Origin of the sequence: Amycolatopsis samaneae (genome assembly GCF_039541975.1) — a bacterium.
GTDB classification, from domain to species: domain Bacteria; phylum Actinomycetota; class Actinomycetes; order Mycobacteriales; family Pseudonocardiaceae; genus Amycolatopsis; species Amycolatopsis samaneae.
Map to the genome: position 1 here is coordinate 112,035 of NZ_BAABHG010000014.1, position 22,095 is coordinate 134,129.

Genomic DNA, 22,095 nt, shown 5'->3' on the forward strand with positions numbered 1-22,095 from the left:
GAAAAGGACGACGCGGACGGTGGCGAGGATCCGGCTACTCCGCGGCCTGCCGTCGCGTGACGAGCTCCAGCACACCGCGCACCGCCGCGTCGGCCTCCTCGGCCCGGTGGATCGCGACGATGGTGGTTTCCAGGTAACGCGATCGGTCCCCCAGCGGGACGAACCGGATGCCCGGCATCGTGTGCCGGCGCAGTTGCGCGGGTACGAGGCAGACACACACGCCTGACGCCACATAGCTGAGCAGACCGAGCAGATCGTCGGAACAGCCGTGGAAACGCGGCACGAAGCCCGCCTCGTCGCAGGCGAGCCGGACCTGCTCGGCCAGCCCGGGCAACGCCCCGGGGCTCACCCCGGCGAAGGGGTGCTCGGCCAGCTCGCCCAGCGCGACGGTGGCCCGCTCCGCGAGCGGGTGTTCCCGAGGCAGCGCCGCCATCAGCCGCTCCGTGAGGACGTGGTGGACCCGCAGCCCGTCGGTGTTCTCGAGCGGTGCGCGGACGAACGCCAGGTCCAGTGCCCGGCCACGGACCTGGCCGGCCAGTACGGCCGAGGACTGCTGGCGCAGGTGCGCGCGTAACCCCGGGATGTCTTCGGCGATCCGGCGCAGGAGCGACGGCAGGTACTCGTAGCCGAGGCTGTTGATGAACCCGACGCGCAGATCGCCCGCCAGCCCCGCCGCGGTACGCCGGGCACGTTCGGCGGCCGCGGCGTGCAGGTCGAGCAGTTGCTCGGCGTCGCGCGCGAAGGCCACGCCCGCCGGGGTGAGCCGCACACTGCGGGTGCCCCGCTCCAGCAACGCGACACCGAGCCCGCGCTCCAGCCGCTGGATCGCCTGGCTCAGCGGCGGCTGGCTCATCGACAGCCGCCGCGCGGCCCGCCCGAAGTGCTTTTCCTCGGCCAGTACGACGAACTGCTCCAACATGCGCTGCGTGAAGTCCACCCGGCCACTATACGTTCATGCATATTAATGAGCCGACAGATTGATATTGGACGATATCAATCCTGGGAGCTTTCCTGGAAGGGACGGACGAACACGAGTTCCGGGGAGACACAGGATGCGAGAACAACACGGGCCGGGTCCCTTGGCCGGCGTGCGGGTGATCGAGCTGGCGAGCGTGATCATGGCGCCGTACGCCGCGCAGCAGCTCGGTGATCTGGGCGCCGACGTGATCAAGGTGGAGCCGCCGCAGGGCGACATGACGCGGCAGTACCCCCCGCGTCGTCATCCCGGGATGGGCGGCCTCGCGCTGAACCTCAACCGCAACAAGCGCAGCGTCTGCCTCGACCTCAAGACACCGCACGGACGGGACGCGCTGGTGGCCCTGCTGCGTGGCGCCGACGTACTGATCACCAACATCCGCCCGCAGGCGCTGGCGCGGCTGCGGCTGAGCTATTCCGACGTCGCCGAGATCAATCCGGACCTGATCTACGCGAGCGCGCAGGGATTCCGCGCCGACTCGGAGTGGGGCACGCACGCCGCCTACGACGACATCATCCAGGCGGTGTCCGGGCTGGTCGCGCTCAACCAGCAGGTCACCGGCGAACCGTACTTCCTGCCGACGGTGCTGGCGGACAAGGTCTGCGGGCTGCAGATCGCGCAGGCCGTGCTCGCCGCGCTCCACCACCGCGACCGCGGTGGCTCCGGGCAGCACGTGGAGGTGCCGATGGCCGACACGATGCTGGCGTTCAACCTGATCGAGCATCTGTCCGGCGCGACGCTCGACGTGTCCGACCGGCGAGGGCCGTTCGGCTACGCCCGCGCGTTGAGCCCGCGTCGCAAGGCGCAACGCACCGCGGACGGCTGGATGTGCGTCCTGCCCGCGACCGACGCGCACTGGACCGCGTTCTTCGCCTTCGCGGGTTCCCCGGAGCTCGCCGACGATCCACGTTTTCGCACCCACGCCGACCGGGCAGGGCACATCGACGAACTCTACGATCTGCTCGGCGAGCTCACCCCGCGCCACACCACCGCGGAGTGGCAGCGGTTCTGCGACTCGGTGAGCATCCCGGCGGGCCCGGTGCTCGACCTCGACGCCGCCACCGACAGTGCCTACGCCCGCGAAGCGGGGCTGCTCACCGAGGCCGAACACCCCACCGAAGGCCGGTACCGGGTGATCGGCAGGCCGGTGCGCTACTCCGCCACCCCCGGCCCGGAACTGCGGCACTGCCCGGCGATCGGGCAGCACACCGACGAGGTACTCCGCGAAGTCGGCTTCGTTCCCGCTCCCCCGCACCAGAAATCGAGGTGACCTCATGTCCACTGTGGATCCGTTGCGAGTGGACCGTCGCGCCGACGGCGTCGCCGTGCTGACCTTCACCAACCCGGACAAGCGCAACCCGATGACCCCGGCGCTCACCGAGCGCTGGGCCGCCACCCTGCGAGAGCTGCGCGGGGACCGCGACCTGCGCGCCGTGGTCGTCACCGGCCAGGGACCGGCGTTCTGTTCCGGCGCCGATCTCGGCGAACTGGGCGGGACCGGCGAGGCCGACCTGATCACCGCGCGCACCGGGCTTGCGGAGTTCTACCGCACCTGGCTGACGATCCGGGATCTCCCGGTGCCCACGGTCGCGGCCGTCAACGGTCACGCGATCGGCGCGGGGCTGGCCGTGGCGCTGGCCTGCGATCTCCGCTATGTCGTACCCGGCGCCAAACTCGGCGCCCCGTTCGTCAACCTCGGCCTGCATCCGGGCATGGCCACCACCGCGCTGCTGGCCGAGGCGGTCGGCGTCCAGCGTGCCAGGGAACTGCTGTTCACCGGCAGGCTCGTCAGCGGCGCCGAAGCCGCCGAAATCGGTATCGCGCTGGCAAGCGAGGAGCCCGTGCTCGACACCGCGCTGCACACCGCGTCACGGATCGCCGCCGCGGCCCCGATCGCGGTGCGGCTGACCAAGACCGCCCTCGCCGAGGGGCGACCCACCGTCACCCAGGCGCTCGCCTGGGAGGCACTCGCCCAGCCGGTCACCACGCGGACCGAGGACTTCCGCGAAGGCGTCGACGCGCGCATCGCCCGCCGCACACCACGTTTCCTCGGGCGCTGAAGGAGTGAGCACCGTATGACATCGTTCGATTTCCCTCCCGTCGCCCTGCCGGAACCGGCACGGCGGCTACGCGAAGAGGTCCGCGACTTCCTCGCCGCCGAACGTCGGCGCGGCACGATCATGGGACGCGCCGACTCCTGGTTCACCGGCTGGGACGCCGGATTCTCGCGGCGGCTGGCCGAACGGGGCTGGATCGGGATGACGTTGCCGAAGAGGTACGGCGGCCACGAACGCGGCGCGCTGGAGCGCTACGTCGTCATCGAAGAGCTGCTCGCCGCGGGTGCTCCCGTCGGCGCGCACTGGATCTCCGATCGCCAGGCCGGGCCGTCGATCCTGCGCAACGGGACCGAGCGGCAGAAAACGCGCTTCCTGCCCGAGATGGCCGCCGGCCGCTGTTTCTTCTCCATCGGCATGAGCGAGGAACACGCCGGGTCCGATCTCGCGTCGGTACGCACCCGCGGCGAGCGCGTTCCCGGTGGCTGGCGGCTCACCGGCACCAAGAAATGGACCGGCGGGGCGCACGTCAACGACTACGCGATCGTGCTGGCCCGCACCGACGAGGCCGCCGGAGACCGGCACGCCGGGCTCAGCCAGTTCATCGTCGACCTGCGCGCACCGGGGGTCCGGATCGAACCCATCAAGCTGTTGTCCGGCGAGCACACCTTCAACTACTTCCACCTCGACGGCGTCGAACTCGGTGAGGACGCGCTGCTCGGCGCCGAGGGCGACGGCTGGCGGCAGGTCACCGGGGAACTGGCCTGGGAACGCAGTGGCCCCGAACGGTTCCTGTCCACCTTGCCCCTGCTGGTGGCGGCCGTCCGGAAGCTGGCGGGCACGACGGTCACCGGCGAGCAGCAGGCACGGATCGGGCGGCTGGTCGCCCGGCTCCACGCGCTGCGGCAGCTCTCCCTCGGGGTCGCGATGGCGTTGCAGGCCGGTCAGTCGCCCGACGTGCGGGCGGCGGTGGTCAAGGACCTGGGCACGCGGTTCGAGGGCGAACTGGTCAACGAGGTGCGGGCGATCCTGCCCGCGGTCCCCGATCCCGCCGCCACTCCCGGCTCGTATCCCGAACTGCTGGCCTTCGCGCTCATGCACAGCCCCGCCTACACGCTGCGCGGCGGCACCAACGAAATCCTGCGCGGCATCATCGCCCGCGGTGGGGAGAACCGATCATGACCAGCGTCTTCGCCGAACTGTCCACCGACGACGTCGTCGCGGCGCCCGCCGACAGCGCACCCGGACTGTGGCGGGCCGTGGCCGCGGCGTTGCCGGCGCCGGAGGCGACCACCGGCGAACTCGCCGCCGTCGCCAGGGACGCCGGGTACCACGCCACACCCGGTCCCGTCGCCGAGACACTGCTCGTGGCCCGTCCGGTACTGACCGCCGCCGGGCTCCCGGTCCCCGACGGGCCGCTGAGCTACGCGACCGGTGACCTGCGGGTCAGCTACGCCCATCCCGACCCGGAAAGCCGGGTCGGCCCGTTCGGCGCGGCGGGCACCGACCACACGCTGCGGGTCAGCGGCACTCTGCACCGCGTTCCCTGGGCACGGATGTGTTCCGAGATCGTCGTGGTCGGCGACGCGCCGTTCGGCCCGGTGGCGTTCCTGCTCGACCCTGGCGACGCCACGCTCCGGCCCGGCGGCAATCTCGCCGGCGAGCCCCGCGACACGCTCGCGCTCACCGACGTCGAGATCCCCGCACACCGCGTACGCGCGACCAGCCGGGCACTGAGCGCCGAAACGGCACTCCGGGCGGCACTCGCCCGCGCCGTGCTCATCGCCGGTGCCGCGCAACGCTGCGCCGAACTCACCATCCAGCACACCGCGACCCGCGAGCAGTTCGGCAGGCCGCTGCGGCATTTCCAAGCGGTCAAACAGGAAGAGGCCAAACTCATCGAGGAAACCGCGCTCCTGCGCGCGGCCGTCGACGCCGCCGTCACCGGCCTCGGCACCTCACGGGCGGAGTTCACGGTGGCCGCCGCCAAAGCGCAGGCATCCGATTCGATCGCCGAAATCACCCGGATCGCGCACCAGCTCCACGGCGCGATCGGGTTCACCGAGTTGTCGTCGCTGCGCTTCGTCACCACCCGGCTGTGGTCCTGGCGCGACGAGGACGGCTCCGAACAGCACTGGTCACAACGCCTCGGCCGGCAGGTCCTCGGCACCGACGCCGACCGGTTGTGGCCATTGGTCACGGCAACGACCTGAGTGGTGGTGGCCGGTGCTCGCCGGTGACGAGCGCCGGTCACGGTCACACACGGACCGGCCCGCTCGCGCTGCCGGGCCTGTCCCAGACGGACATCGCTCCCCGTCGCCGATGGTGTGAGTGACGACACAGTCGAAATTCCGGGGCGGCGGGAGCGGAACGACGGGCGGACCTGACAGGAGAGCGACGACACAGAGCCGGAAGGGGTCCGCCCACTTCGGATACGAGGATCAGCAGACCGCGTTCCCCCATTTGCTCCCCGAAATCACCAACGGCCTGCCGACGGATTCCGTCGGCAGGCCGTGTGACCAGCGCAAACTGTGGGCGATACTGGGATCGAACCAGTGACCTCTTCGGTGTGAACGAAGCGCTCTCCCGCTGAGCTAATCGCCCCCTCGCGGTGTGAAACACACTCTACAACACGACTTTTGGGGGCCTGCAAACGGGTGGTTCAACGCGACCACACTCCGCATAACCGCAGGTACAGAGCGAACAACCCCGAGCTAACCGCGGTCATCGAAGCCCGGGGCCGCGCGACGCGCCGATCGGCGTCCGTGCGACGGTGCTATCGCACGGCGACTAAACCGCGCAGTATGTACGTGTGGCCTGCCCGCAGGCGCACGCGAAGGCTGCGCGTCGTGGACGTTGACGAGCGCCGCAGGGGCCGATGACCCCGGACGGGTGATCTCCGGAGAACCCGCGAGCGAATCGGCCCCCTGGCGCGTCTCACCATCGTCCTCGGTCGGCCGGGCCGGGAAGGAGAGGAAAGGTAGGACGATGCGCAACGATCACGTGACGCTCCGCTCGACGGCGGTCTTCGACCTGCTGGCGCCGCGGACTCCGGCGGTTCCGGTGAAGGTGGAGCTCCGCTACGACACCCGCGACCCGTACGCGGTCGTGGCCGCCTTCCGCACCGGCCGGGCGGGCTGGGTCGAGTGGGTGTACGCGCGCGACCTCCTCGCGGACGGCCTGCTCGCCGACGCGGGTGACGGCGACGTCCGCATCCGCCCCTCGGTCGAAGATCCCGAATCCGTGCTCATCGAGCTGAACTCCCCCTCCGGGCACGCCATGTTCGAGGCGTCGGCCCAGGAGCTCGCCGACTTCCTCGACCGGACCTACGACGTAGTGCTGCCGGGCAACGAACACCTGTGGGTCGACGTCGACGACGCGCTCACCCACCTCATCCCGAACGATCTGACCTGATCAACCGGCCCGCGAAGGCGAGATGACACCCCGGTGTCCGGCCGGTTTTCCGGGTCCGATACTGTACTTACACACCACGGAGACGAGCCGAGGAACAGAGCCGACGGCACTGGACCACCGATTCGATTCCGCGGAAGTGCGGACGTAGCGCAGCTGGTAGCGCATCACCTTGCCAAGGTGAGGGTCGCGGGTTCGAATCCCGTCGTCCGCTCGGAAGGCTTAAGAGCCTTGCACGGTGGAGTGGCCGAGAGGCGAGGCAACGGCCTGCAAAGCCGTGTACACGGGTTCGAATCCCGTCTCCACCTCGCGCGATTAGCTCAGCGGGAGAGCGCTTCCCTGACACGGAAGAGGTCACTGGTTCAATCCCAGTATCGCGCACCACCTGAAACAGCATGACTGAAGCCCTGTCCCTCCTCGGAGGGACAGGGCTTCAGTCATGCAATGGCAATGAAATGGCGATGGTCCGCCGGGTGGGTTCAATCCCGTTCCGAGACCGGATCTCGTCGACCATCGCCTGGGTCACCTGGTCGGTCAGCCAGGCGCCGCGGATGTGGCGGCATTCTCTTGCCTCGCCGTCCTGTCCGCCGTGTCGATGCCGGGCGACCGTTCGAGATCCGCCCCGTGGGCACCGCCGGAGAGGCCCGGAATCCCGGTCGACGGCGACCGAGGACCGGAGTAACAAGGACATCGAGACTCCGTTGAGATCCGAGGGGAAATGAGCAAACACTTCGCCTTCGTCGTGCCGCCCGCGCACGGCCACGTCAATCCCACCCTGCCCTTGGTGGAGGAACTGGTGGCCCGTGGCCATCGGGTCACCTACGTCACCGGCGCCGACCTGATGCCCACCGCTGCCGCCGCCGGCGCCACCCCGCTGGAGATGCGCTGGGAGTTTCCCCGCCCCAGCCAGGACGACGGCAAGCCCTTCAAGTTCACCATCGAGGCGTTCGGCGCCATGCTGCTGGGTTTTCAGGAGCAGGCCGAACTGTCGTACCCGTCGCTGGTGGCGCACTTCCAGCGGGACCGGCCCGACGCGGTCTGCTTCGACATGATGGGGACGCTCGGGCCGCTGATCGCCGACAAACTGGGCGTGCCGATGGTCACGTTGCTGCCCAGCATGGCCAGCAACGAGCACTTCGACATGCGCACCCTGCTGACCCCCGAAGGGGCCGAAGACGACGGCGGTGTCGGCGAGGTGTTCGCCAAGGTCTTCGAGGCGCAGGCGAAGTTCCGGGCCGCGAACGGACTGCCCGCGCCGACCGCGCCTTCCCCGCTGGCGGGCCCGTCCGCCCCGCTGAACCTGGTGTTCGTCCCGCGCGAGTTCCAGGTGGCCGGGGACACCTTCGATGACCGGTTCCGGTTCCTCGGCCCGTCGATGGGCTCGCGGGCCGACGCCGGGGGCTGGCAACCGCCCGCCGACGGCTCGCCGGTGTTGTTCGTCTCCCTGGGCACCGCGTTCAACGACCACCCCGAATTCTTCGCCCAGTGCGTCGAGGCGTTCGGCGACAGCCCATGGCACGTGGTGATGGCCGTGGGCGAACGGGTGGAGATCCCGCCGGTGCCCGGCAACTTCACCGTGGCGGCGTACTTCCCGCAGCCGGTGGTCCTGGCCAGTGCCACGGTGTTCCTGTCGCACACCGGCATGAATTCGACCATGGAATCGCTGTACTACGGGGTACCGCTCGTGTCGGTCCCCCAGATGCCCGAGCAGGCCCTCAACGGCGGGCGCGCGGAGGAACTGGGGTTCGGCCGCCGGCTGGACTCCGAGGCGATCACCCCGGAACTGCTGCGCCGGACCGTCGACGAGGTGGCGAACGACCCGGTGATCCGCGCCAACGTCACCAAGTTCGGCGAGCAGTTGCGCGCGGTCGACGGTCCCGCCCTTGGCGCGGACGCGCTGGAGGAACTGCTCGGCTGAGCCGAGCCGGACAAGGGCAACCGGCGGCCTCCTAAGAGGACAGTGGGTTCCCACCGGGCAGGCGCGTCGGTGGCCTACGAACCCGCGGCCCGCTACGGAGAAACCGTTTGGGCCGAGTCTTCGGTGTGCTCCGAAGACTCGGCCCGTGGTGTCCCCCGGCAGGGCCGGGGCACGAGCCGCTGCCGGCCCTTTGGTGCCAATGGGGGTACCGGATAGTTTACGGGCCACTACGGTCGGGTGTTGATCGGTACGACACTACAGAAGCCCGTCCCCTGCTGGACTCCCATGCTCTGCAGGAGGTCGAAACACCATGTGGATTCGCCGTATCTCGATGATCATCGCCGCCGTCGTCGCCGGGTCGTTCCTGGTCGGACCCGCGTCAATGGCCGGGCCACAAGCCGGGCCGGAGGCCGAACCCTTCATCATCGGCGGCAAGGTCGTCACCACTCCCTACTCGTTTTTCGCGTCGCTGCAACGCAGGGGTCGTCATTTCTGCGGGGCATCGCTCATCGCTCCACAATGGCTCGTCACCGCCAAGCACTGCGTCCAAGGCTCCACCGGCGGTGGTTTCTCCGCCCGGATCGGTGCCGTCAACACCGGCTTCGGCGGCGAACTCGTCACCGCCGCCGGCGCGATCCTCGGAGAGAACGACATCGCCGTGGTAAAGCTGTCGAAGGCCGCCACCGCCAAGCCCATCAAGATCGCGGCCGGTAGCCCGGCAGTCGGCACCGTCAACAAGCTGATCGGCCACGGGCAGACGTGCGGTCCCCCCGGTTGCGGCGGTACTTCGCCGCAACTCCGGGAGGTGGACACCACCACCGTCGCGGACTCGCGGTGCACCGCCGACTTCAAGAGAGGCAAGGAGATCTGCTTCCAGGGCGCGCCCGGAACCAGTGCGTGCTACGGCGACTCCGGCGGACCGTCCATTTTGGGCGGTGAGCTGACCGGCGCCACCAGCCGATCCGGCAACAACAGCAGCAACTGCCTCGATGGTCCCGGCATCTACAACAGTGTTCCCGGTTATCGGGCCTGGATCGACCGGGTCACCGGCGGTGCGGTGACCGCGTGGGAAGCGACGTCATAACCTCCTGACGGTTCCGGCATGAGCGTCCGCGGTGAACGCGGGCGCTCATGCGCCGCGAGGGGCGCGGCCGTGGCGGGTGGCCGGATGTCGGCGACGTCGTCCGCACCACGCGCGAATCAGTCCTTCGCACCTACCCCGCACCCGAATCCGATGAAAAAATGGCACCGGCAAGGTTTGGCTTCATTGACCTTTCGTGATTGGTGGCCATTCATGCACAGACGAATCGTCGTCTTGGCGACGGCGGTCATGATCGGGTTTTCCCTGGCGGGTTCGCCTCAGGCACAGGCCAGGCAGCCGGGCATCGAGGTGCGCGACGGGGCGACGCAGCCGGTCTTCTCCCGGGCCAACGCGATTGTCGAGTCCGTTTTCGTGGAGGCCGACATGGACTCCGACGGGGACGGGAAAAAGGACCTTATCGCCCTGGACGTCATCCGCCCGGCCGAAACCGAGAAAGGCCTGAAGGTACCCACCGTGATGGAGGCGAGCCCGTACTACGGGGGTCCCGGATCCCTCGCGGGCGCCGGGACGCGACCGAAGGGCTTCGGCGACTGGTACGACGACTACTTCGTGCCCCGTGGCTACGCCGTCGTCGAGGTGGAGATGCAGGGCACCTCCCGCTCCACCGGCTGCCCCACGACCGGTGGACCGGAGGACACCCGCAGCGTGCAGGCCGCGATCGACTGGCTGAACGGCCGCGCGCGCGGGTTCCGCGCGGACGGCGGTGCGGTCACCGCGGGCTGGAGCACGGGCAAGGTGGGGATGAGCGGGGTCTCCTACAACGGCACCCTCCCCAACGCCGCGGCCGCCGCCGGGGTCGAGGGCCTCACCACGATCGTGCCGATCGCCGCGATCTCGAGCTGGTACGACTACACCCGGGACCAGGGCATCGGCTACCCGAGTATCTGGAGCCAGCGGTACCCGGAGTTACTCGCCCAAGCGGTCGCCAGCACGCGGCAGCGGGCGATCTGCCGGGAGGCGTTGGCACGCCTGGGAGACCTGGCCGCGGACGGCACCTACACCTACACCCCGTTCTACGACGTGCGCAACTACCGCACCACCGCGAAGAAGGTGCGGGCTTCGGTGTTCGTCGTGCACGGCCAGGAGGACTGGAACGTCAAGCCGGCCAACTTCTCCCGCTGGTGGGCCGCGCTCGCCGAACAGAACGTGCCGCGCAAGCTGTGGCTGCACCGCGAGGCGCACACCGACCCGATCGCGGTGCGGCCCGAGGAATGGCAGCGGCAGATCGGTGCCTGGATGGACTACTGGTTGCAGGGCATCGACAACGGCATCATGAGAGAGCCCATGGTCGACCTGCAGCGGCCGGACGGCCGCTGGGAGACCCACGCCAACTGGCCTGCCCCGGACGCCGCGCCGTCCGCGCTGTGGCTGGGGCCGCTCGGCACCCTCACCCCGAACCAGCCCGGTAACCACTCGATCCGGCGGTTCGCCGACGACCTGGAGCAAAGCGAGGACATGATGGTCGCCGAGCCGGACCTCGAACGGCCCCACCGGCTGGCCTTCGCCACCCAGCCCCTGAAGCGGCAGACGCGGATCTCCGGCACCCCTTCGCTCCAGGTGGAGATGGCCGCCGACCGGACGAGCACACCGCTGACCGCGCTGCTGATCGACTACGGCCCCGGCCCCCGCCTGATCCCCCAGGACAAGACCGAGGCCGAGTTACACACCAGTTCGTGCACACTGACCGACATCGCCGACCGCACCGGCTGCGCGAAACCCGCGACGATGCTGCAGGACGACAAGCCCTACGCCGTGGTCACCCGTGGCTCGATCGACACCAAGAACCGGGACGGGCTGACCGAGGACAAGCCGTTGCAACCCGGGCTGCAGTACCAGGTCAACTGGGAGACCCATCCGAAGGACTATGTGTTCCCCGCCGGGCACCGGATCGGGGTGGTGCTGGTGGGCAACGACAAATCGTACATCGCCACCGACCCCGCGGAGGCCACCGTGCTGGTCACCCTCGGCGCCGGCAAACTCACCCTGCCCGTGGTCGGCGGGCCGGCCGCGCTGTCCGGCGCCCTCCGTACCACCGGCTGACCCACCGCGCCGCGGGGAGGGATGCGCGACCACGCCTCCCCGCGGGCCCGGGACCAGCGGCAGAGGTGCGTCAGCCGCGCAGCGTGGTGAGCGCCTCGTGGGTGATCAAGGCGTGGACCCCGACCGTGCCGTTGGCGATCTGGGTGATCCGCAGGTTCACGACCAGGCTGGCCACCGCGACCGCCGCCGAACGGTCCAGGCCCAGTTCCGCCCGCAGATACGCCAGCGCTCCCTCCACCGCCATCTCGGTCGCCTCGTCGAGGTCCGCGCCCAGTCCCAGCACCACCCGACCGGCCGGGGTGCGGGCCTGCGGGCCGGCCAGCTCGAGGCCTTCGCGGACGCGGACGGTCAGCTCGACCTCCGCCATCGGGCATTCGAGCGCGGTGGACGAGAGTTCCCCGTCGCCCTGCGCCGCGTGTCCGTCCCCGACGGACAGGAGAGCGCCCGCCACCTCGACCGGCAACAGGAGTGTGCTGCCCGCGACCAGCTCGCGGCAGTCGAGATTGCCGCCGACCCGGCGGGGATACCGGGTGGCGTGCCGGCCAGGGGCGGCGGGCGCGGTGCCGATCACGCCCAGAAACGGCGCGAGCGGCACGGTGACGCCCAGACCGTTCGCGTCGTGTGCCTGCCCGCGCGCCACGTCGAGATGCCAGCCGACCAGGATCTCCTCGTCCCCGCTGACGCCGCGGCGCAGCCGACCTTCCCTCGGTCCCGCGGCGGTCCACCCCCAGCTGCCGGGGCGGACCGACACGACGGTCACCTCGAGCACGTCGCCGGGGCGCGCGTCCCGGACGAAGACGGGCCCCAGCAGCGGGTGGCCGTCGTCCGCGCCTCGTTTCGCCGCGCCCGGCGGCAGCCCGAACAGGCGCGCCCCCGCCTCGCCCCAGCTGCCGTCCATGGTCGCGCACCGGATCGTGTCGCCGGAGTCGACGGTGAGGACCGGGGGCAGCGTGTTGTCGAAGCAGCCGTGCACGGTGTCCGGGGACGGTTCGAGAGTGTGGACGCTCATCCGCGCTCCTAGGCGCTGAAGTTCGACAGCAGTTCCGGGACGCGGTCCAGCACGGACTTCTCGTCGGGGAGCCTCAGGTACAGGCTGCGCGCGGCCACGGACTCGGCGTTCGGGAAGTCGCCCTTCGCGAAACCGAGCCCGGCGAAACCCGGCTGCAGGTGCAGCGGCACCGGCCACCACGGCTCCGCTTGGATGCCGTACTCGCGAAGGTAGCGGCTCAACCCCTCCCGGTCCTCGGCGAGGATGACGAACCGCGTCGCCGCGTCCTGCGTGGCACCGGGCACCTTCAGACCGTCCACAGTGGATACTGCGCGCTGGATCAGCCGGGCGCGTTCGCGGCGCAGGCGCGCGGTTTCCGCCCAGCGGTCCAGTTTGCGCAGCAAGATGGCGGCGTGCAGGGTGTCCATGTGGAAGTTGCCCGCGGTGATCCCCTGGTAGACCTCGTGGTACTCGTCCTCCTTGCGGATCAGCCGCAGCCGCTCGGCCACCGCCGGGTCGTCGGTCCAGATCATGCCCGCGTCGCCGTAGGCCCCGAGGGTCGTCTCCTCCCGCAGGCACGCGGTCGTCACCGTGCCGTAGGTGCCCGCGCGGCGGCCCGGTTCGACCTCGGTGCCGAACGAATACGTCAGCACCTCGATGATCGGCACGTCACCGGCCGCGGCGCGGATCACCGGCATGTCGGCGGCGCCGCCGAACAGGTGGTGGACGACGAGCAGCTGCATGCCGTCGACGTGGTCGCCGATCGCGGACGCGGAGACGTGGAAGTCGTCCTCGTCCACGTCCGCGAAGTGCAGGCGGGCGTTGCGCCGCACCACCGCGCCCGCGAAGCTCGGCGGCGAGAACGGGCTGACCAGCACGTTCGAACCGACGCCGATGTCCAGTGCCAGCAACGACAGCAGGTGCGCGCCGAACCCCGAGTTGCACCCGACCGCGTGCCGGGTACCGAGGTAGCCGGCGAGCCGGTCTTCGAGCATCGCCACCTCGCGGCCGAGCACGTAACAACCGTGTTCGAGCACCGGCTCGCTCGCCTCCGCGATGACCGCCGCTTCTGCCCGCGCCCAGGTGCGTGAATTCATGGCTTCCCCCTAGATGGTTTCTCCTGGTGTCGTGTGGATGACCGTGACGTCGGGCGGTACCAGCGCGGCGAGGTGCTCCGGCCGTCCCACGTGGACCGACCGCGTGCCGTAGTGCATCGCGACCACCTGCTTCACCCCGAGCAGTTCCACGGCCTTGGCGGCGCGCCGAGGTCCCATCGTGTAGAAGTCGCCGATGGGCAGGAACGCCGCGTCCGGGTGCTCGAGCTCGCGGATCAGCGCCATGTCCCCGAACACGTCGGTGTCGCCGGAGAAGTAGATCCGGAACCCGTCCTCGAACGTGATGACGTACCCCACCGGCGCGCCGGCGTACGCACCGTCCGGAGTGGACGACGAGTGTTCCGCGTGGACCATGGTGAACGTCAGTCCGTGCGCCTCGACCGTGCCGCCCTTGTTGAACCCGATCACGGTGTCCTCCGCGACGCCCTGCCGGACGAGCCACTTGCCCAGCTCCATCGTGCAGAGGACGGTCGGGGCCTTGTCCCGCGCGATGCCGACGACGTCGGCGACGTGGTCGATGTGCCCGTGGGTGAGGATGACGACGTCGACGTCGCCGAGATCCTTGACCCGCTCCGGCGCGACCGGGTTCGACGCCACGTAGGCGTCCATGAGCAGGTGCCTGCCCGCCACGGTGCGCACCGACCAGGTGCCGTGGCCGATCCAGGTGAAGCCGATTCGCTCGTGGAGTTTCATCGCCGTTCCCCGTTCACCGCACCGGCGGGCCGAGCCGCAGCCGCGCGCGCATGTCCTCGAAGGACCCTCGGAAGGAATGCAGGTTCTCCACCCACCAGGTGACGCCCGCTTCCGCGTAGGGCGCCGTGACGTCCGCGTCCGCGTTCCGGTCGGTGCCCGCGGTGTACCCGCCGATCACCACGTCCGCCGGTTCGGGCCGGACCCGGTGGGCGGCGACGTAGGCCACCATCTCCCGCACGTCCTCCAGCGGCCACAGCCGCGGCGTCCACTTCGCCCGGCGCTCCTTGGTCAGCCGTCCGGGATACACGCCGTCCCAGCGAGCCGCACGCCGGAACGGCGCCCTGTTCGGCCAGTAGCCGCCGACCCAGACCGGGATGCCCGGCTCCTGGACCGGGCGGGGCAGGAACGTCGTCGGCCGCACGGTGAAGTGTTCGCCCGAGTACTCGAACGGTTCGCCGGTCCACAAGCCTCGCAGGATGTCCAGGCTCTCGTCGAGCTTGCCCGCCCGCACCCGCTCGTCGCCGTCCTCGCCGAAGGCTTCGAACTCCTCGTCTCGCGGGTACCCGAGGCCGACGCCGAGCACGAGCCTGCCGTCCGACAGGCGGTCGAGGGTGGCCGTCTCGCGCGCGACCTTCCACGGACGTCTGCGCGGCAACGGGGTGAGCATGGGCCCCAGGCGGATGCGCCGCGTGCGCATCGCGATCGCCGACAGCGCCACCCATGGATCGGCCAGCGGCCCGTCGACGTCGTTGAGGTGGTCCCAGACGAAAAACCCTTCCCAGCCGGCGTCTTCCGCTTCCCGCGCCATCTCCGCCAGCACGCGGGCGTCCGCGTAGTCGCCGTGCGTCGGCACGGAGATACCGAAGTGCATGGCGCCCTCCCCTGCTTCCGCCCCACGCTCGTCCCCGCGTGGGTTCCCTGTGCTCAGAACCATTTCTCCACCTCTTCGGCGACTCCGTCCTGCGCGAACGAACCCGTGACGGCGTCGGCGATCTCCTGGACTTCCCGCGGCGCGTGTCCCATGGCGACTCCGCGCCCGGCCCACGCCAGCATCTCCAGGTCGTTGTGCCCGTCGCCGATCGCCAGCACCTCGGCCGGGTCGACACCCGCGGACGCGGCGACGCGGGCAAGGGTGGACGCCTTGGACACGCCGCGCGGGCCGAGGTCGAGCCACGCCAGGAACCCGACCGCGTAGCTGGCCCCCCGGATGCGGAAGCTCTTGGTGAGGGCGTGGAAGTCGGCCGCGCTCCCGTTCGGATCGCGGACGACCACCCGGGTCACCGGTTCCGCGAGCACCGTTTCCAGGTCGCAGACGGTTTGGCTGCCGAGCATCTCGTCGCGCGGGAACTCCTGGGTCACGAAGTAGCCGACGTCCGGGACCTCGACGGCGACCCGCGCCGTGGGCACCCGCCGCAGCAGCGCGCGCAGGACGGGCCGCGCGTTGAACGTGTGGGAGCTCAGGATCTCGCCGTCGGGCATGGCGGCGACCACGGCGCCGTTGCTGCACACCGCGGTGGTCTCGGGCAGACCGGTCTCCGCGAACAGGATCGCGACCTCGAAGGGTGCGCGGCCGGTGGCGAGCACCACCCGGCAGCCCGCCTCGTGCGCACGCGTCAGCGACGCCCGGACCCGCGCGGTGATCTCGCGCCCGGGCCCCAGCAGAGTGCCGTCGACGTCGAGAACCAGCATCCGGGGAGGACCGGACCACCGCTCACGCATACGCCTTCCCCTTTTCCTCGCTGACGAGCGCGACGCACACCAGCCCGGCGACGGCGATCCCCAGCATCGCCAGGAAGGCGGCCCGTGGGCCGGTGAACCCGGACAGCCAGCCGACGACGAGTGCCGCCGAGGCGGTGCCACCGTAACTCCAGAAGAAGAACAGGGCGACCGCGTCGTTGCCGCCCCGCTCGCTGTCGGCCCGGGCGGCGACGGCCACCGACCCACCGACGAGCGCCCCCTGGCCGGCGCCCGCGCCGACGGACGCCGACGCCAGGAGTGCCAGGTTCCCGCTGTACAGGGCGACGGCGGCCAGCACGAGCCCGGTGACGAACAACGCGGTACCGCTCCGCCGTGCCTTCCGGGGGTGCCGGGCGAGCAGACCGCCGGCGAGCCCGTTGGCGGTGAAGAACGCGGCGATCAGCGCGCCGGCGGCGACGGCGGAATCGAGCAGCAGTACGTCCTTCACGAGCACCGCGGTCAGCGACACGAACAACCCGCCCACGCAGAAGGACAGGTACCCGGTCGCCAGAGTCGTGCGCAGCCTCGTCCTGGTGAGGGTCCCGCCCGGCGCCACGGTGGTGGTGACGGGCGGAGCCGTCCCCGGTGCGGCCCTGACCAGCGGCACCGCCGCCACCAGGCAGGCCAGCGCGTGCACCAGGTACACCAGCGCGTATGGCAACGGCAGGAACTCGTTGCCGAGACCGGCGAGCACCGGGCCGGCCGCCATCCCCGCCGCGTTGGCCACTGTGACCCACCTGCCCGCCCGCTCCGCGTCCGGCAGGGCCGCGACCGTCGCCGCCGGCGCCAACCCGCAGGCCAGCCCCACCGCCACCCCCTCCAGGGCACTCGCGACCGCGATCTCGAGGTAGGAACCGGCGAGGACGAACAGCACGTCCCCGGCCGCTGCGGCGCCGAGGGCGGCCATGAGCAGTTCCCCCCGTCGCCGACCGGCGGCCGCCGAACGCGACCACCAGAGACTCGCCATCACGAGGGAAACGAGGATCGCGAACAACGCGGTGACCTCGCCGTCGACGAGGCCCAGCCGGGCCCGGTAGTGGGCGTAGGCCGGCGATGGCAGGCCGGCGCCGATCTGTGCCAGCGCGATCGTCGCGGGCGGCCAGAACGGCAGTGTGCGGGGGCCGGGACGGGTCATCCGCCGGTCGCCTCGAACCGGTGCGGGGCGTCAGTCACGTCGCCACAGCCCCGCGGCGAGCCTGCGCTCGTAGGTCCCGGCCGAGCGGACGTCGGTGAAAGCGAACTCCTCGGTGTCGAGCAGGCGCAGCGACGGGCCGAACAGGTCGCACAGCTCCGCCACGCGGTAGACGCGCTGCCGCAGCCCGGTGACCGGATCGTGGGTCAGCGACCGGTCTCCGAAGCCGGGTTCGATGAGCGGGCGGTAGTAGGTGTCCTCGGGGGTCATGAAGTAGACGAGCCACAGCCCGCCCCGGCACAGGACCCGGCGCACCTCCCCCGCCAGCACGCGCAGATCCTCGTCGCGCCGAAGGTTCTCCACGCTGGTGAACGCGGTGACCGCGCTGAACACGCCGGAGCCGAACGGCAGCGGCGCGGTCATCGACGCCTGCACCAGGCGGGTGGCGAACCGGCCCGCCCTGACGAGCGGCCGGTGCGCGTAGTCCATGCCGTGGAAGTCGAATCCGGTCTTCTCCAGCACGGGCACGTTGCGACCGCCGCCGCACCCGAGGTCCAGCAGCCTCGGCGGCCCGTCCACCGCGGCGATCGTCGCCAGGTGGCGCTCGACGAACGTGGCGCCGTGCGACGGCCGGACGTTGGTGGACGAAGAGATCGCGTGTTCGAGGTACTCGCGCTCCCACAGCTCCCGGCTCATCGGACCTCGCTCACTCGCAGGCGGTGCACGTCCCCTCCTGGACGTCGCAGGACCGCTGGTCCGGCCCGGTCTCCAGCGGAGCGCGGGTCCACTCGATCGCCTGCTCGGACCGGGACCGGTCGCGGTAGACGGTGATCCCCTTGCAGCCCAGCCGCCACGCCTGCAGGTACACGGCGGCGACGTCGTCGGGGGTGGCGGCGGAGGGCAGGTTGGCGGTCTTGGTGACGGCGTTGTCCACGTGCCGCTGGAACGCCGCCTGCATCCGGACGTGGAACTCCGGCGCTATGTCATGCGCGGTCCCGAAGATCCGCTGCACCTCCTCGGGCACGCCGTCGACGCCGCGCACGCTGCCGCCGTTCGCCGCGATCCGCGCGAGCAGCTCCTGCTCGGACCGCGGCGAGCCGGAGATCGCGTCGAGCAGAAGACGGTTGACCGACGACATCGACCGGCCGCCGAGCACCCGCTGCGTGTACGTCATCCCGAAGAAGGGCTCGATGCTGAAACTGGTGTCGAAGATGACGGCGTTGTTGCCGCTGGGCGGCAGCGCGAGCACGGCCACGTTGCGCGGCTTCCGGTCGGCGTCACGCCAGCGCGACCGGTTCACGTTCGGGAACGGGCCGCGTTCGACGGCGAGCGCGAAGGACGCCTGCTCCGCCGCGTCCCGCAGCAGCGCGGCGAGCCGCTCGGCACACTCGAGTGCTTCCTCGGAGTCGTAGGGGATTCGCGCCGTCGCGAGGCACTCCGCCCACCCGGTGACGCCGAGCCCGACCCGCCGGTTCTCGGCCACGGTGCGGCGGATGCTGGGGATGGGGAACCAGGACAGGCTGATCGCGTTGTCGATCATGCGGACGCCGACGGCCACCGCGGTCCGCAGGCGCTCCTCGTCGAACAGGAACGGCGCGCGGTGCCGCGCGTCCGGCGCGAGCAGGCGGGGCAGGTTCACGTACCCGAGGTTGCACGCCTCGTACGGATACAGACCGATCTCGCCGCACGGGTTGGTCGCGACGATGTCCCCCAGGTCGTCCCGCAGCGGGTTCTCGCGGTTCATGTGGTCGAGGAAGATCAGCCCGGGGTCGCCGGTGTCCCTGGCCATCGCGCAGGCCGCGGCGAAAACCTCGCGCGCGGGGACCGTGCGCACCACGCTCCGGGTGCGCGGGTTGACCAGCGCCCAGTCCGTGTCCGACTCCACCGCCCGCATGAAAGCGTCCGGCACACCGAGCGAGATGTTGGTCATGCTCAGCGCGCCGTCCACCCGTTTGGCGGCGATGAAGTCCAGCGCGTCGGGATGATCGACGTTGAGCACGGCCATGTTGCCGCTCTCGTAGTGCCCGCGCTGCCGGAACAGTTTGGTGGCGTCGTCGAACATCTTCAGGAACGCCACCGGTCCGGCGGCCAGCCCGGGAGCGCCGCGCACGTCGTCGCCGCGGGGTCGGATCCGGGAGTAGTTGAACCCGCAGCCGCCGCCCATCCCCTTGACGGTGGACGACTCGGAAAAGGTGCGCAGAATGCTTTCCTGCGAATCCTCGAGGGGGAAGACGAAGCAGTTCGCCAGTTGCGGCCGTGCCGTGCCGGCGTTGGCCAGCGTTCTGCTGCCCGGGTGGAACTCCAGCCGGGCCATGATCTCGTAGAACGCCTCCGCCCAGCGCTCGGCGGCGGAGCCGTCCTCCACCTTGGCGAGTTCGACCGCCACCCGGCGCAAGAACTCCTCGGGCGTCTCGGCGACCTCTCCGCCGGGACCGCACGCGAGGTAACGCTCGCGCAGCAACATGAGCGCGTTGTCGGAGAAACCGACCCGCTCGGTGCGGGTCGACGACAGGCTGGACAGCGCCCGACCGAACAGAGAGTCAGCCTGAACGGGCATTTGTCAACCTCCCCCATGCTGCGACAGCAAGCAGTAAAACACGCGCCGCGAGATCAACACAAGGCTGCGAGACCTGCCACCGCCAAGTCAGCACAATGTCCACAATGGAGTTGTGCGAAGGACGTGAAAGCGCCCATCTTTTCCCCTTTTTTTGGCGGCAAACAATTCTCCCGTAGAAGCGAAATGCCGGAATGCGACGTCCGGCGTGGAAAGCGCTGAGGACCTCGGCCCGAGTCGGACCTGGACGGGCCGGACTCGAACAGGTCGGCGAAATCCCGAAACCGGCCGCTGCTTTTCCGGCGGCGAGGATACGGCGGATCGTGCCCGAGCCGGACCGACAGTTCGTGCTTTCAGCCCTGGCGAGGACGGCTCGGCGTTGAGCAGGCTGGATTGTCCGCGATCGATCCGGGCGGGTGGATCGCCGGTGGAGTTCTCAGGCGGGAGGGAAAATGGGCTACCAGCGAGGAATCCCGGTCGGGGCGAGACCGGGCGGCACGGGGCCGGCACCGGGTCCCGACACCGGGCGCGGTGTTCTCGACGGGGCGTTCGCCCTGCTGGACGCGTTGTGTGACGCGGGCGAGGCGGGGCTGACCCACCTTTCGGTGGCGGCCGATCTGCCCAAGGCGACGGCGTACCGGCTGCTGGAGCAGCTGACCGCGCACGGCGTGGTGGAGAAGTCGGCCGGGCGCTACCGGGTCGGCCTGTGCGTGCCGATGTGGGGCCGGGCGTGGCGCCCGCGCCCGGCCGCGCTCCGGCTGGCGTTCGGCCCGATGGCGGGGATGGCCAGGGCGACCGGGGCCACCGTCGGCCTGGCGGTCGTGTCCCGTGGCCGCGCGGTGTCGGTGGGCGGGGTTTGGGGCAGGGCGGCGGCCAAACGGGTGTCGGTGACACCCGGCATGGCCTACCCCCACGACACCGCCGTGGGCCAGGCGCTGTTCGGTCCGCTCGCCACGAGCGCCGCCGACGGCGGCCCCGTGCCCGGCGAAGCGGACGTGGTGCTCGACCGGGAGGAAATCGCCCATGGCGTGTGCTGCGCGGCGCTGCCCGTCATCGGCCCCTCCGACACACCCGTCGCGGCGCTCTGCGCGGTGGTGGACCCCGCCTATCCGCTGCCGTCGCTGGCCACCGTCCTAGCGAGGACCACCGCGATCATCCAGGCGGCGCAGCACTGACCCCGCCGGTCGCCGCCCGGACGAGCGCGGACCGCGTCCGTGGTCCGCTCAGCGAACCACCACACGACACGGGGACCCCGCGCGCGTGACGATGGCCAGGGCCGCGCCCACCAGAAGTGGCGTGTTTCGGCCGCGAAGACCCGGGGGTGGAGATGGCTGCCGCCGGGGACCCAGCCCCGGCGGCGGTCCACGTAAGCGCCAGGACGGGACAGGCTGTCCCGTCCTGGCGCCATCACGCCGCCTTGACCAGCTCGGCGGCGCGGGTGGCGTATTCCCCTTCGGAGGCGGCGAGTTCCCGCAGCACGTCCTCGGCCTCGCCGGTGCGCCCGAGTTCACCGAGAGCCAGGCCCCGGTGCAGAACCGCGCGGCCGTCGTCCGGCGCGATCTCCAGCGCCCGGTCGAGCTGGGTCAGTGCCGCGGCCGGACGTCCGGCGGCCAGGTGCAGCACGGCGAGGTCGACACGGGCGCCCGCCGCGGCGGGATCGAGCCGGAGCAGCTCGGTGAGCTCCGCGGCGGCGTCATCGTTGCGGCCCAAGGACATCAGGGCGACGGCGAGGTGCGCGCGGGTCGCGGTGTCCTCGGGAGACAGCGTCTTCGCGCGGGTCAGCGCGCCACAGCCGGACGCGAGATCCCCGCGGACCACCAGGATCGCGCCGAGCTGCGCCCACGCCGGGGCGTACTCCTCGTCCAGCGCCAGCGCCTCGTGGAGGATCGCCGCGGCCTCCCCCAGCCTGCCGCCGGCCGCGATCACCGTGGCCAGCGCCGTCCGGGGCCGGGGGTCGGCCGGGTCCAGCCGCACGGCCTCGGTCCAGGCGGCCTCCGCCTCGGGCAGCCTGCCCCGCAGCAGCAGGAGCTGGCCGAGGTTGTCGAAGGCGGTCACGTCGTCCGGTGCCAGCTCGGTGGCACGCCGCACCTCCTCGATGCCGCCGTCGACGTCGCCGAGCGCGGCGCGGGCGTTACCGAGGTTGAGCCGGGCGACCGGGCGATCCGCGTCGAGAGTCAGTGCGCGTTCGTACCAGGTCACCGCCTCGGCGAGACGTCCCGACTGGGCGAGTGCGAAGCCGAGGTTGTTGAGGACGACCGGGTTCTCCGGCTCGCGCTCCAGCGCGGCGCGGTACAGCTCCTCGGCACCGGTGAGGTCGCCGTTCAGGTGCCGCAGCACGCCCAGTTCCAGCTCGGTGGCCGGTGCGTTCATGATCC

Annotated in this window: 19 protein-coding genes and 4 tRNA genes; 12 read left to right on the forward strand and 11 right to left on the reverse strand. The window is 70.8% G+C overall.

Going from position 1 to position 22,095, the window contains the following annotated elements; genetic code table 11:
- Positions 1–34: 34 nt before the first annotated feature.
- Positions 35–937, reverse strand: coding sequence for a LysR family transcriptional regulator (locus tag ABD987_RS32405; RefSeq protein ID WP_345402788.1), 903 nt, complete (start codon positions 935–937; stop codon positions 35–37).
- Between the two features lie 115 nt (positions 938–1,052).
- On the opposite strand from ABD987_RS32405, the gene ABD987_RS32410 reads away from it, so the two are divergent.
- Genes ABD987_RS32410 through ABD987_RS32425 form a run of 4 tightly spaced genes read left to right on the forward strand, consistent with a single transcriptional unit; the run spans position 1,053 to position 5,243 of the window.
- Positions 1,053–2,246, forward strand: a complete 1,194-nt coding sequence (locus ABD987_RS32410) for a CaiB/BaiF CoA transferase family protein (RefSeq protein WP_345402791.1) — start codon at positions 1,053–1,055, stop codon at positions 2,244–2,246.
- A 4-nt stretch (positions 2,247–2,250) separates the two neighbouring features.
- Complete coding sequence (locus tag ABD987_RS32415; protein ID WP_345402794.1) at positions 2,251–3,036, forward strand: enoyl-CoA hydratase/isomerase family protein; 786 nt, start codon at positions 2,251–2,253, stop codon at positions 3,034–3,036.
- Positions 3,037–3,051: 15 nt separating this feature from the next.
- A complete protein-coding gene (locus tag ABD987_RS32420) occupies positions 3,052–4,212 on the forward strand; it encodes an acyl-CoA dehydrogenase family protein (protein ID WP_345402797.1) in 1,161 nt (386 codons plus the stop codon).
- Positions 4,209–5,243 carry an acyl-CoA dehydrogenase family protein gene (locus tag ABD987_RS32425; protein ID WP_345402800.1) on the forward strand — a complete coding sequence of 345 codons (1,035 nt, stop codon included), beginning with the start codon at positions 4,209–4,211 and terminating at the stop codon, positions 5,241–5,243. The genes ABD987_RS32420 and ABD987_RS32425 overlap by 4 nt, the downstream gene beginning before the upstream one ends.
- 319 nt (positions 5,244–5,562) lie before the next feature.
- Here ABD987_RS32425 and ABD987_RS32430 read toward each other — a convergent pair.
- Positions 5,563–5,634, reverse strand: a tRNA-Val gene (locus ABD987_RS32430).
- 384 nt (positions 5,635–6,018) lie between these two features.
- On the opposite strand from ABD987_RS32430, the gene ABD987_RS32435 reads away from it, so the two are divergent.
- The 7 genes from ABD987_RS32435 (at position 6,019) to ABD987_RS32465 (ending at position 11,501) form a co-directional block, all read left to right on the forward strand.
- Entirely contained in the window at positions 6,019–6,444 is a 426-nt protein-coding gene (locus tag ABD987_RS32435; RefSeq protein ID WP_220241370.1) for an SsgA family sporulation/cell division regulator, read from the forward strand.
- 138 nt (positions 6,445–6,582) lie between these two features.
- Positions 6,583–6,655: transfer RNA gene (locus ABD987_RS32440), tRNA-Gly, on the forward strand.
- 23 nt (positions 6,656–6,678) lie between these two features.
- Positions 6,679–6,749: transfer RNA gene (locus ABD987_RS32445), tRNA-Cys, on the forward strand.
- 1 nt (position 6,750) lies between these two features.
- Positions 6,751–6,825: transfer RNA gene (locus ABD987_RS32450), tRNA-Val, on the forward strand.
- Between the two features lie 334 nt (positions 6,826–7,159).
- The gene (locus ABD987_RS32455) at positions 7,160–8,359 is read left to right on the forward strand and encodes a macrolide family glycosyltransferase (RefSeq protein WP_345402810.1); all 1,200 of its coding nucleotides are present in this window, start codon (positions 7,160–7,162) and stop codon (positions 8,357–8,359) included.
- A gap of 310 nt (positions 8,360–8,669) precedes the next feature.
- A complete protein-coding gene (locus ABD987_RS32460) occupies positions 8,670–9,443 on the forward strand; it encodes a S1 family peptidase (protein WP_345402812.1) in 774 nt (257 codons plus the stop codon).
- Between the two features lie 210 nt (positions 9,444–9,653).
- Positions 9,654–11,501, forward strand: coding sequence for a Xaa-Pro dipeptidyl-peptidase (locus ABD987_RS32465; RefSeq protein ID WP_345402815.1), 1,848 nt, complete (start codon positions 9,654–9,656; stop codon positions 11,499–11,501).
- A 70-nt stretch (positions 11,502–11,571) separates the two neighbouring features.
- Here ABD987_RS32465 and ABD987_RS32470 read toward each other — a convergent pair whose 3' ends face one another.
- Genes ABD987_RS32470 through ABD987_RS32505 form a run of 8 tightly spaced genes read right to left on the reverse strand, consistent with a single transcriptional unit; the run spans position 11,572 to position 19,723 of the window.
- Positions 11,572–12,510, reverse strand: a complete 939-nt coding sequence (locus tag ABD987_RS32470) for an acetamidase/formamidase family protein (protein WP_345402818.1) — start codon at positions 12,508–12,510, stop codon at positions 11,572–11,574.
- 8 nt (positions 12,511–12,518) lie between these two features.
- Positions 12,519–13,586 carry a DegT/DnrJ/EryC1/StrS family aminotransferase gene (locus ABD987_RS32475; protein ID WP_345402820.1) on the reverse strand — a complete coding sequence of 356 codons (1,068 nt, stop codon included), beginning with the start codon at positions 13,584–13,586 and terminating at the stop codon, positions 12,519–12,521.
- Positions 13,587–13,595: 9 nt separating this feature from the next.
- The gene (locus ABD987_RS32480; RefSeq protein ID WP_345402822.1) at positions 13,596–14,297 is read right to left on the reverse strand and encodes a metal-dependent hydrolase; all 702 of its coding nucleotides are present in this window, start codon (positions 14,295–14,297) and stop codon (positions 13,596–13,598) included.
- A 13-nt stretch (positions 14,298–14,310) separates the two neighbouring features.
- Positions 14,311–15,168 (reverse strand): LLM class flavin-dependent oxidoreductase, encoded by an 858-nt coding sequence (locus ABD987_RS32485; protein WP_345402825.1) that lies wholly within the window; start codon positions 15,166–15,168, stop codon positions 14,311–14,313.
- Between the two features lie 53 nt (positions 15,169–15,221).
- Entirely contained in the window at positions 15,222–16,016 is a 795-nt protein-coding gene (locus tag ABD987_RS32490; protein ID WP_345402828.1) for an HAD family hydrolase, read from the reverse strand.
- A complete protein-coding gene (locus ABD987_RS32495; RefSeq protein WP_345402830.1) occupies positions 16,009–17,169 on the reverse strand; it encodes an MFS transporter in 1,161 nt (386 codons plus the stop codon). The genes ABD987_RS32490 and ABD987_RS32495 overlap by 8 nt, the downstream gene beginning before the upstream one ends.
- A 30-nt stretch (positions 17,170–17,199) precedes the next feature.
- Positions 17,200–17,862 (reverse strand): class I SAM-dependent methyltransferase, encoded by a 663-nt coding sequence (locus tag ABD987_RS32500; RefSeq protein WP_345402833.1) that lies wholly within the window; start codon positions 17,860–17,862, stop codon positions 17,200–17,202.
- A gap of 10 nt (positions 17,863–17,872) precedes the next feature.
- Entirely contained in the window at positions 17,873–19,723 is a 1,851-nt protein-coding gene (locus tag ABD987_RS32505; protein ID WP_345402835.1) for an adenosylcobalamin-dependent ribonucleoside-diphosphate reductase, read from the reverse strand.
- A 449-nt stretch (positions 19,724–20,172) separates the two neighbouring features.
- On the opposite strand from ABD987_RS32505, the gene ABD987_RS32510 reads away from it, so the two are divergent.
- Positions 20,173–20,895: a helix-turn-helix domain-containing protein gene (locus ABD987_RS32510; RefSeq protein ID WP_345402837.1), complete on the forward strand. Its 723-nt coding sequence runs from the start codon at positions 20,173–20,175 to the stop codon at positions 20,893–20,895.
- A gap of 232 nt (positions 20,896–21,127) precedes the next feature.
- On the opposite strand, the gene ABD987_RS32515 is transcribed toward ABD987_RS32510, so the two are convergent.
- Positions 21,128–22,090: a tetratricopeptide repeat protein gene (locus ABD987_RS32515; protein ID WP_345402840.1), complete on the reverse strand. Its 963-nt coding sequence runs from the start codon at positions 22,088–22,090 to the stop codon at positions 21,128–21,130.
- Between the last annotated feature and the right edge of the window lie 5 nt (positions 22,091–22,095).

Coding starts and splice junctions, on each gene's coding strand:
- ABD987_RS32410 (WP_345402791.1), top strand. CDS start 1,053: ATGCGAGAACAACACGGGCCGGGTCCCTTGGCCGGCGTGCGGGTGATC.
- ABD987_RS32415 (WP_345402794.1), top strand. CDS start 2,251: ATGTCCACTGTGGATCCGTTGCGAGTGGACCGTCGCGCCGACGGCGTC.
- ABD987_RS32420 (WP_345402797.1), top strand. CDS start 3,052: ATGACATCGTTCGATTTCCCTCCCGTCGCCCTGCCGGAACCGGCACGG.
- ABD987_RS32425 (WP_345402800.1), top strand. CDS start 4,209: ATGACCAGCGTCTTCGCCGAACTGTCCACCGACGACGTCGTCGCGGCG.
- ABD987_RS32435 (WP_220241370.1), top strand. CDS start 6,019: ATGCGCAACGATCACGTGACGCTCCGCTCGACGGCGGTCTTCGACCTG.
- ABD987_RS32455 (WP_345402810.1), top strand. CDS start 7,160: ATGAGCAAACACTTCGCCTTCGTCGTGCCGCCCGCGCACGGCCACGTC.
- ABD987_RS32460 (WP_345402812.1), top strand. CDS start 8,670: ATGTGGATTCGCCGTATCTCGATGATCATCGCCGCCGTCGTCGCCGGG.
- ABD987_RS32465 (WP_345402815.1), top strand. CDS start 9,654: ATGCACAGACGAATCGTCGTCTTGGCGACGGCGGTCATGATCGGGTTT.
- ABD987_RS32470 (WP_345402818.1), bottom strand. CDS start 12,510: ATGAGCGTCCACACTCTCGAACCGTCCCCGGACACCGTGCACGGCTGC.
- ABD987_RS32475 (WP_345402820.1), bottom strand. CDS start 13,586: ATGAATTCACGCACCTGGGCGCGGGCAGAAGCGGCGGTCATCGCGGAG.
- ABD987_RS32480 (WP_345402822.1), bottom strand. CDS start 14,297: ATGAAACTCCACGAGCGAATCGGCTTCACCTGGATCGGCCACGGCACC.
- ABD987_RS32485 (WP_345402825.1), bottom strand. CDS start 15,168: ATGCACTTCGGTATCTCCGTGCCGACGCACGGCGACTACGCGGACGCC.
- ABD987_RS32490 (WP_345402828.1), bottom strand. CDS start 16,016: ATGCGTGAGCGGTGGTCCGGTCCTCCCCGGATGCTGGTTCTCGACGTC.
- ABD987_RS32495 (WP_345402830.1), bottom strand. CDS start 17,169: ATGACCCGTCCCGGCCCCCGCACACTGCCGTTCTGGCCGCCCGCGACG.
- ABD987_RS32500 (WP_345402833.1), bottom strand. CDS start 17,862: ATGAGCCGGGAGCTGTGGGAGCGCGAGTACCTCGAACACGCGATCTCT.
- ABD987_RS32505 (WP_345402835.1), bottom strand. CDS start 19,723: ATGCCCGTTCAGGCTGACTCTCTGTTCGGTCGGGCGCTGTCCAGCCTG.
- ABD987_RS32510 (WP_345402837.1), top strand. CDS start 20,173: ATGGGCTACCAGCGAGGAATCCCGGTCGGGGCGAGACCGGGCGGCACG.
- ABD987_RS32515 (WP_345402840.1), bottom strand. CDS start 22,090: ATGAACGCACCGGCCACCGAGCTGGAACTGGGCGTGCTGCGGCACCTG.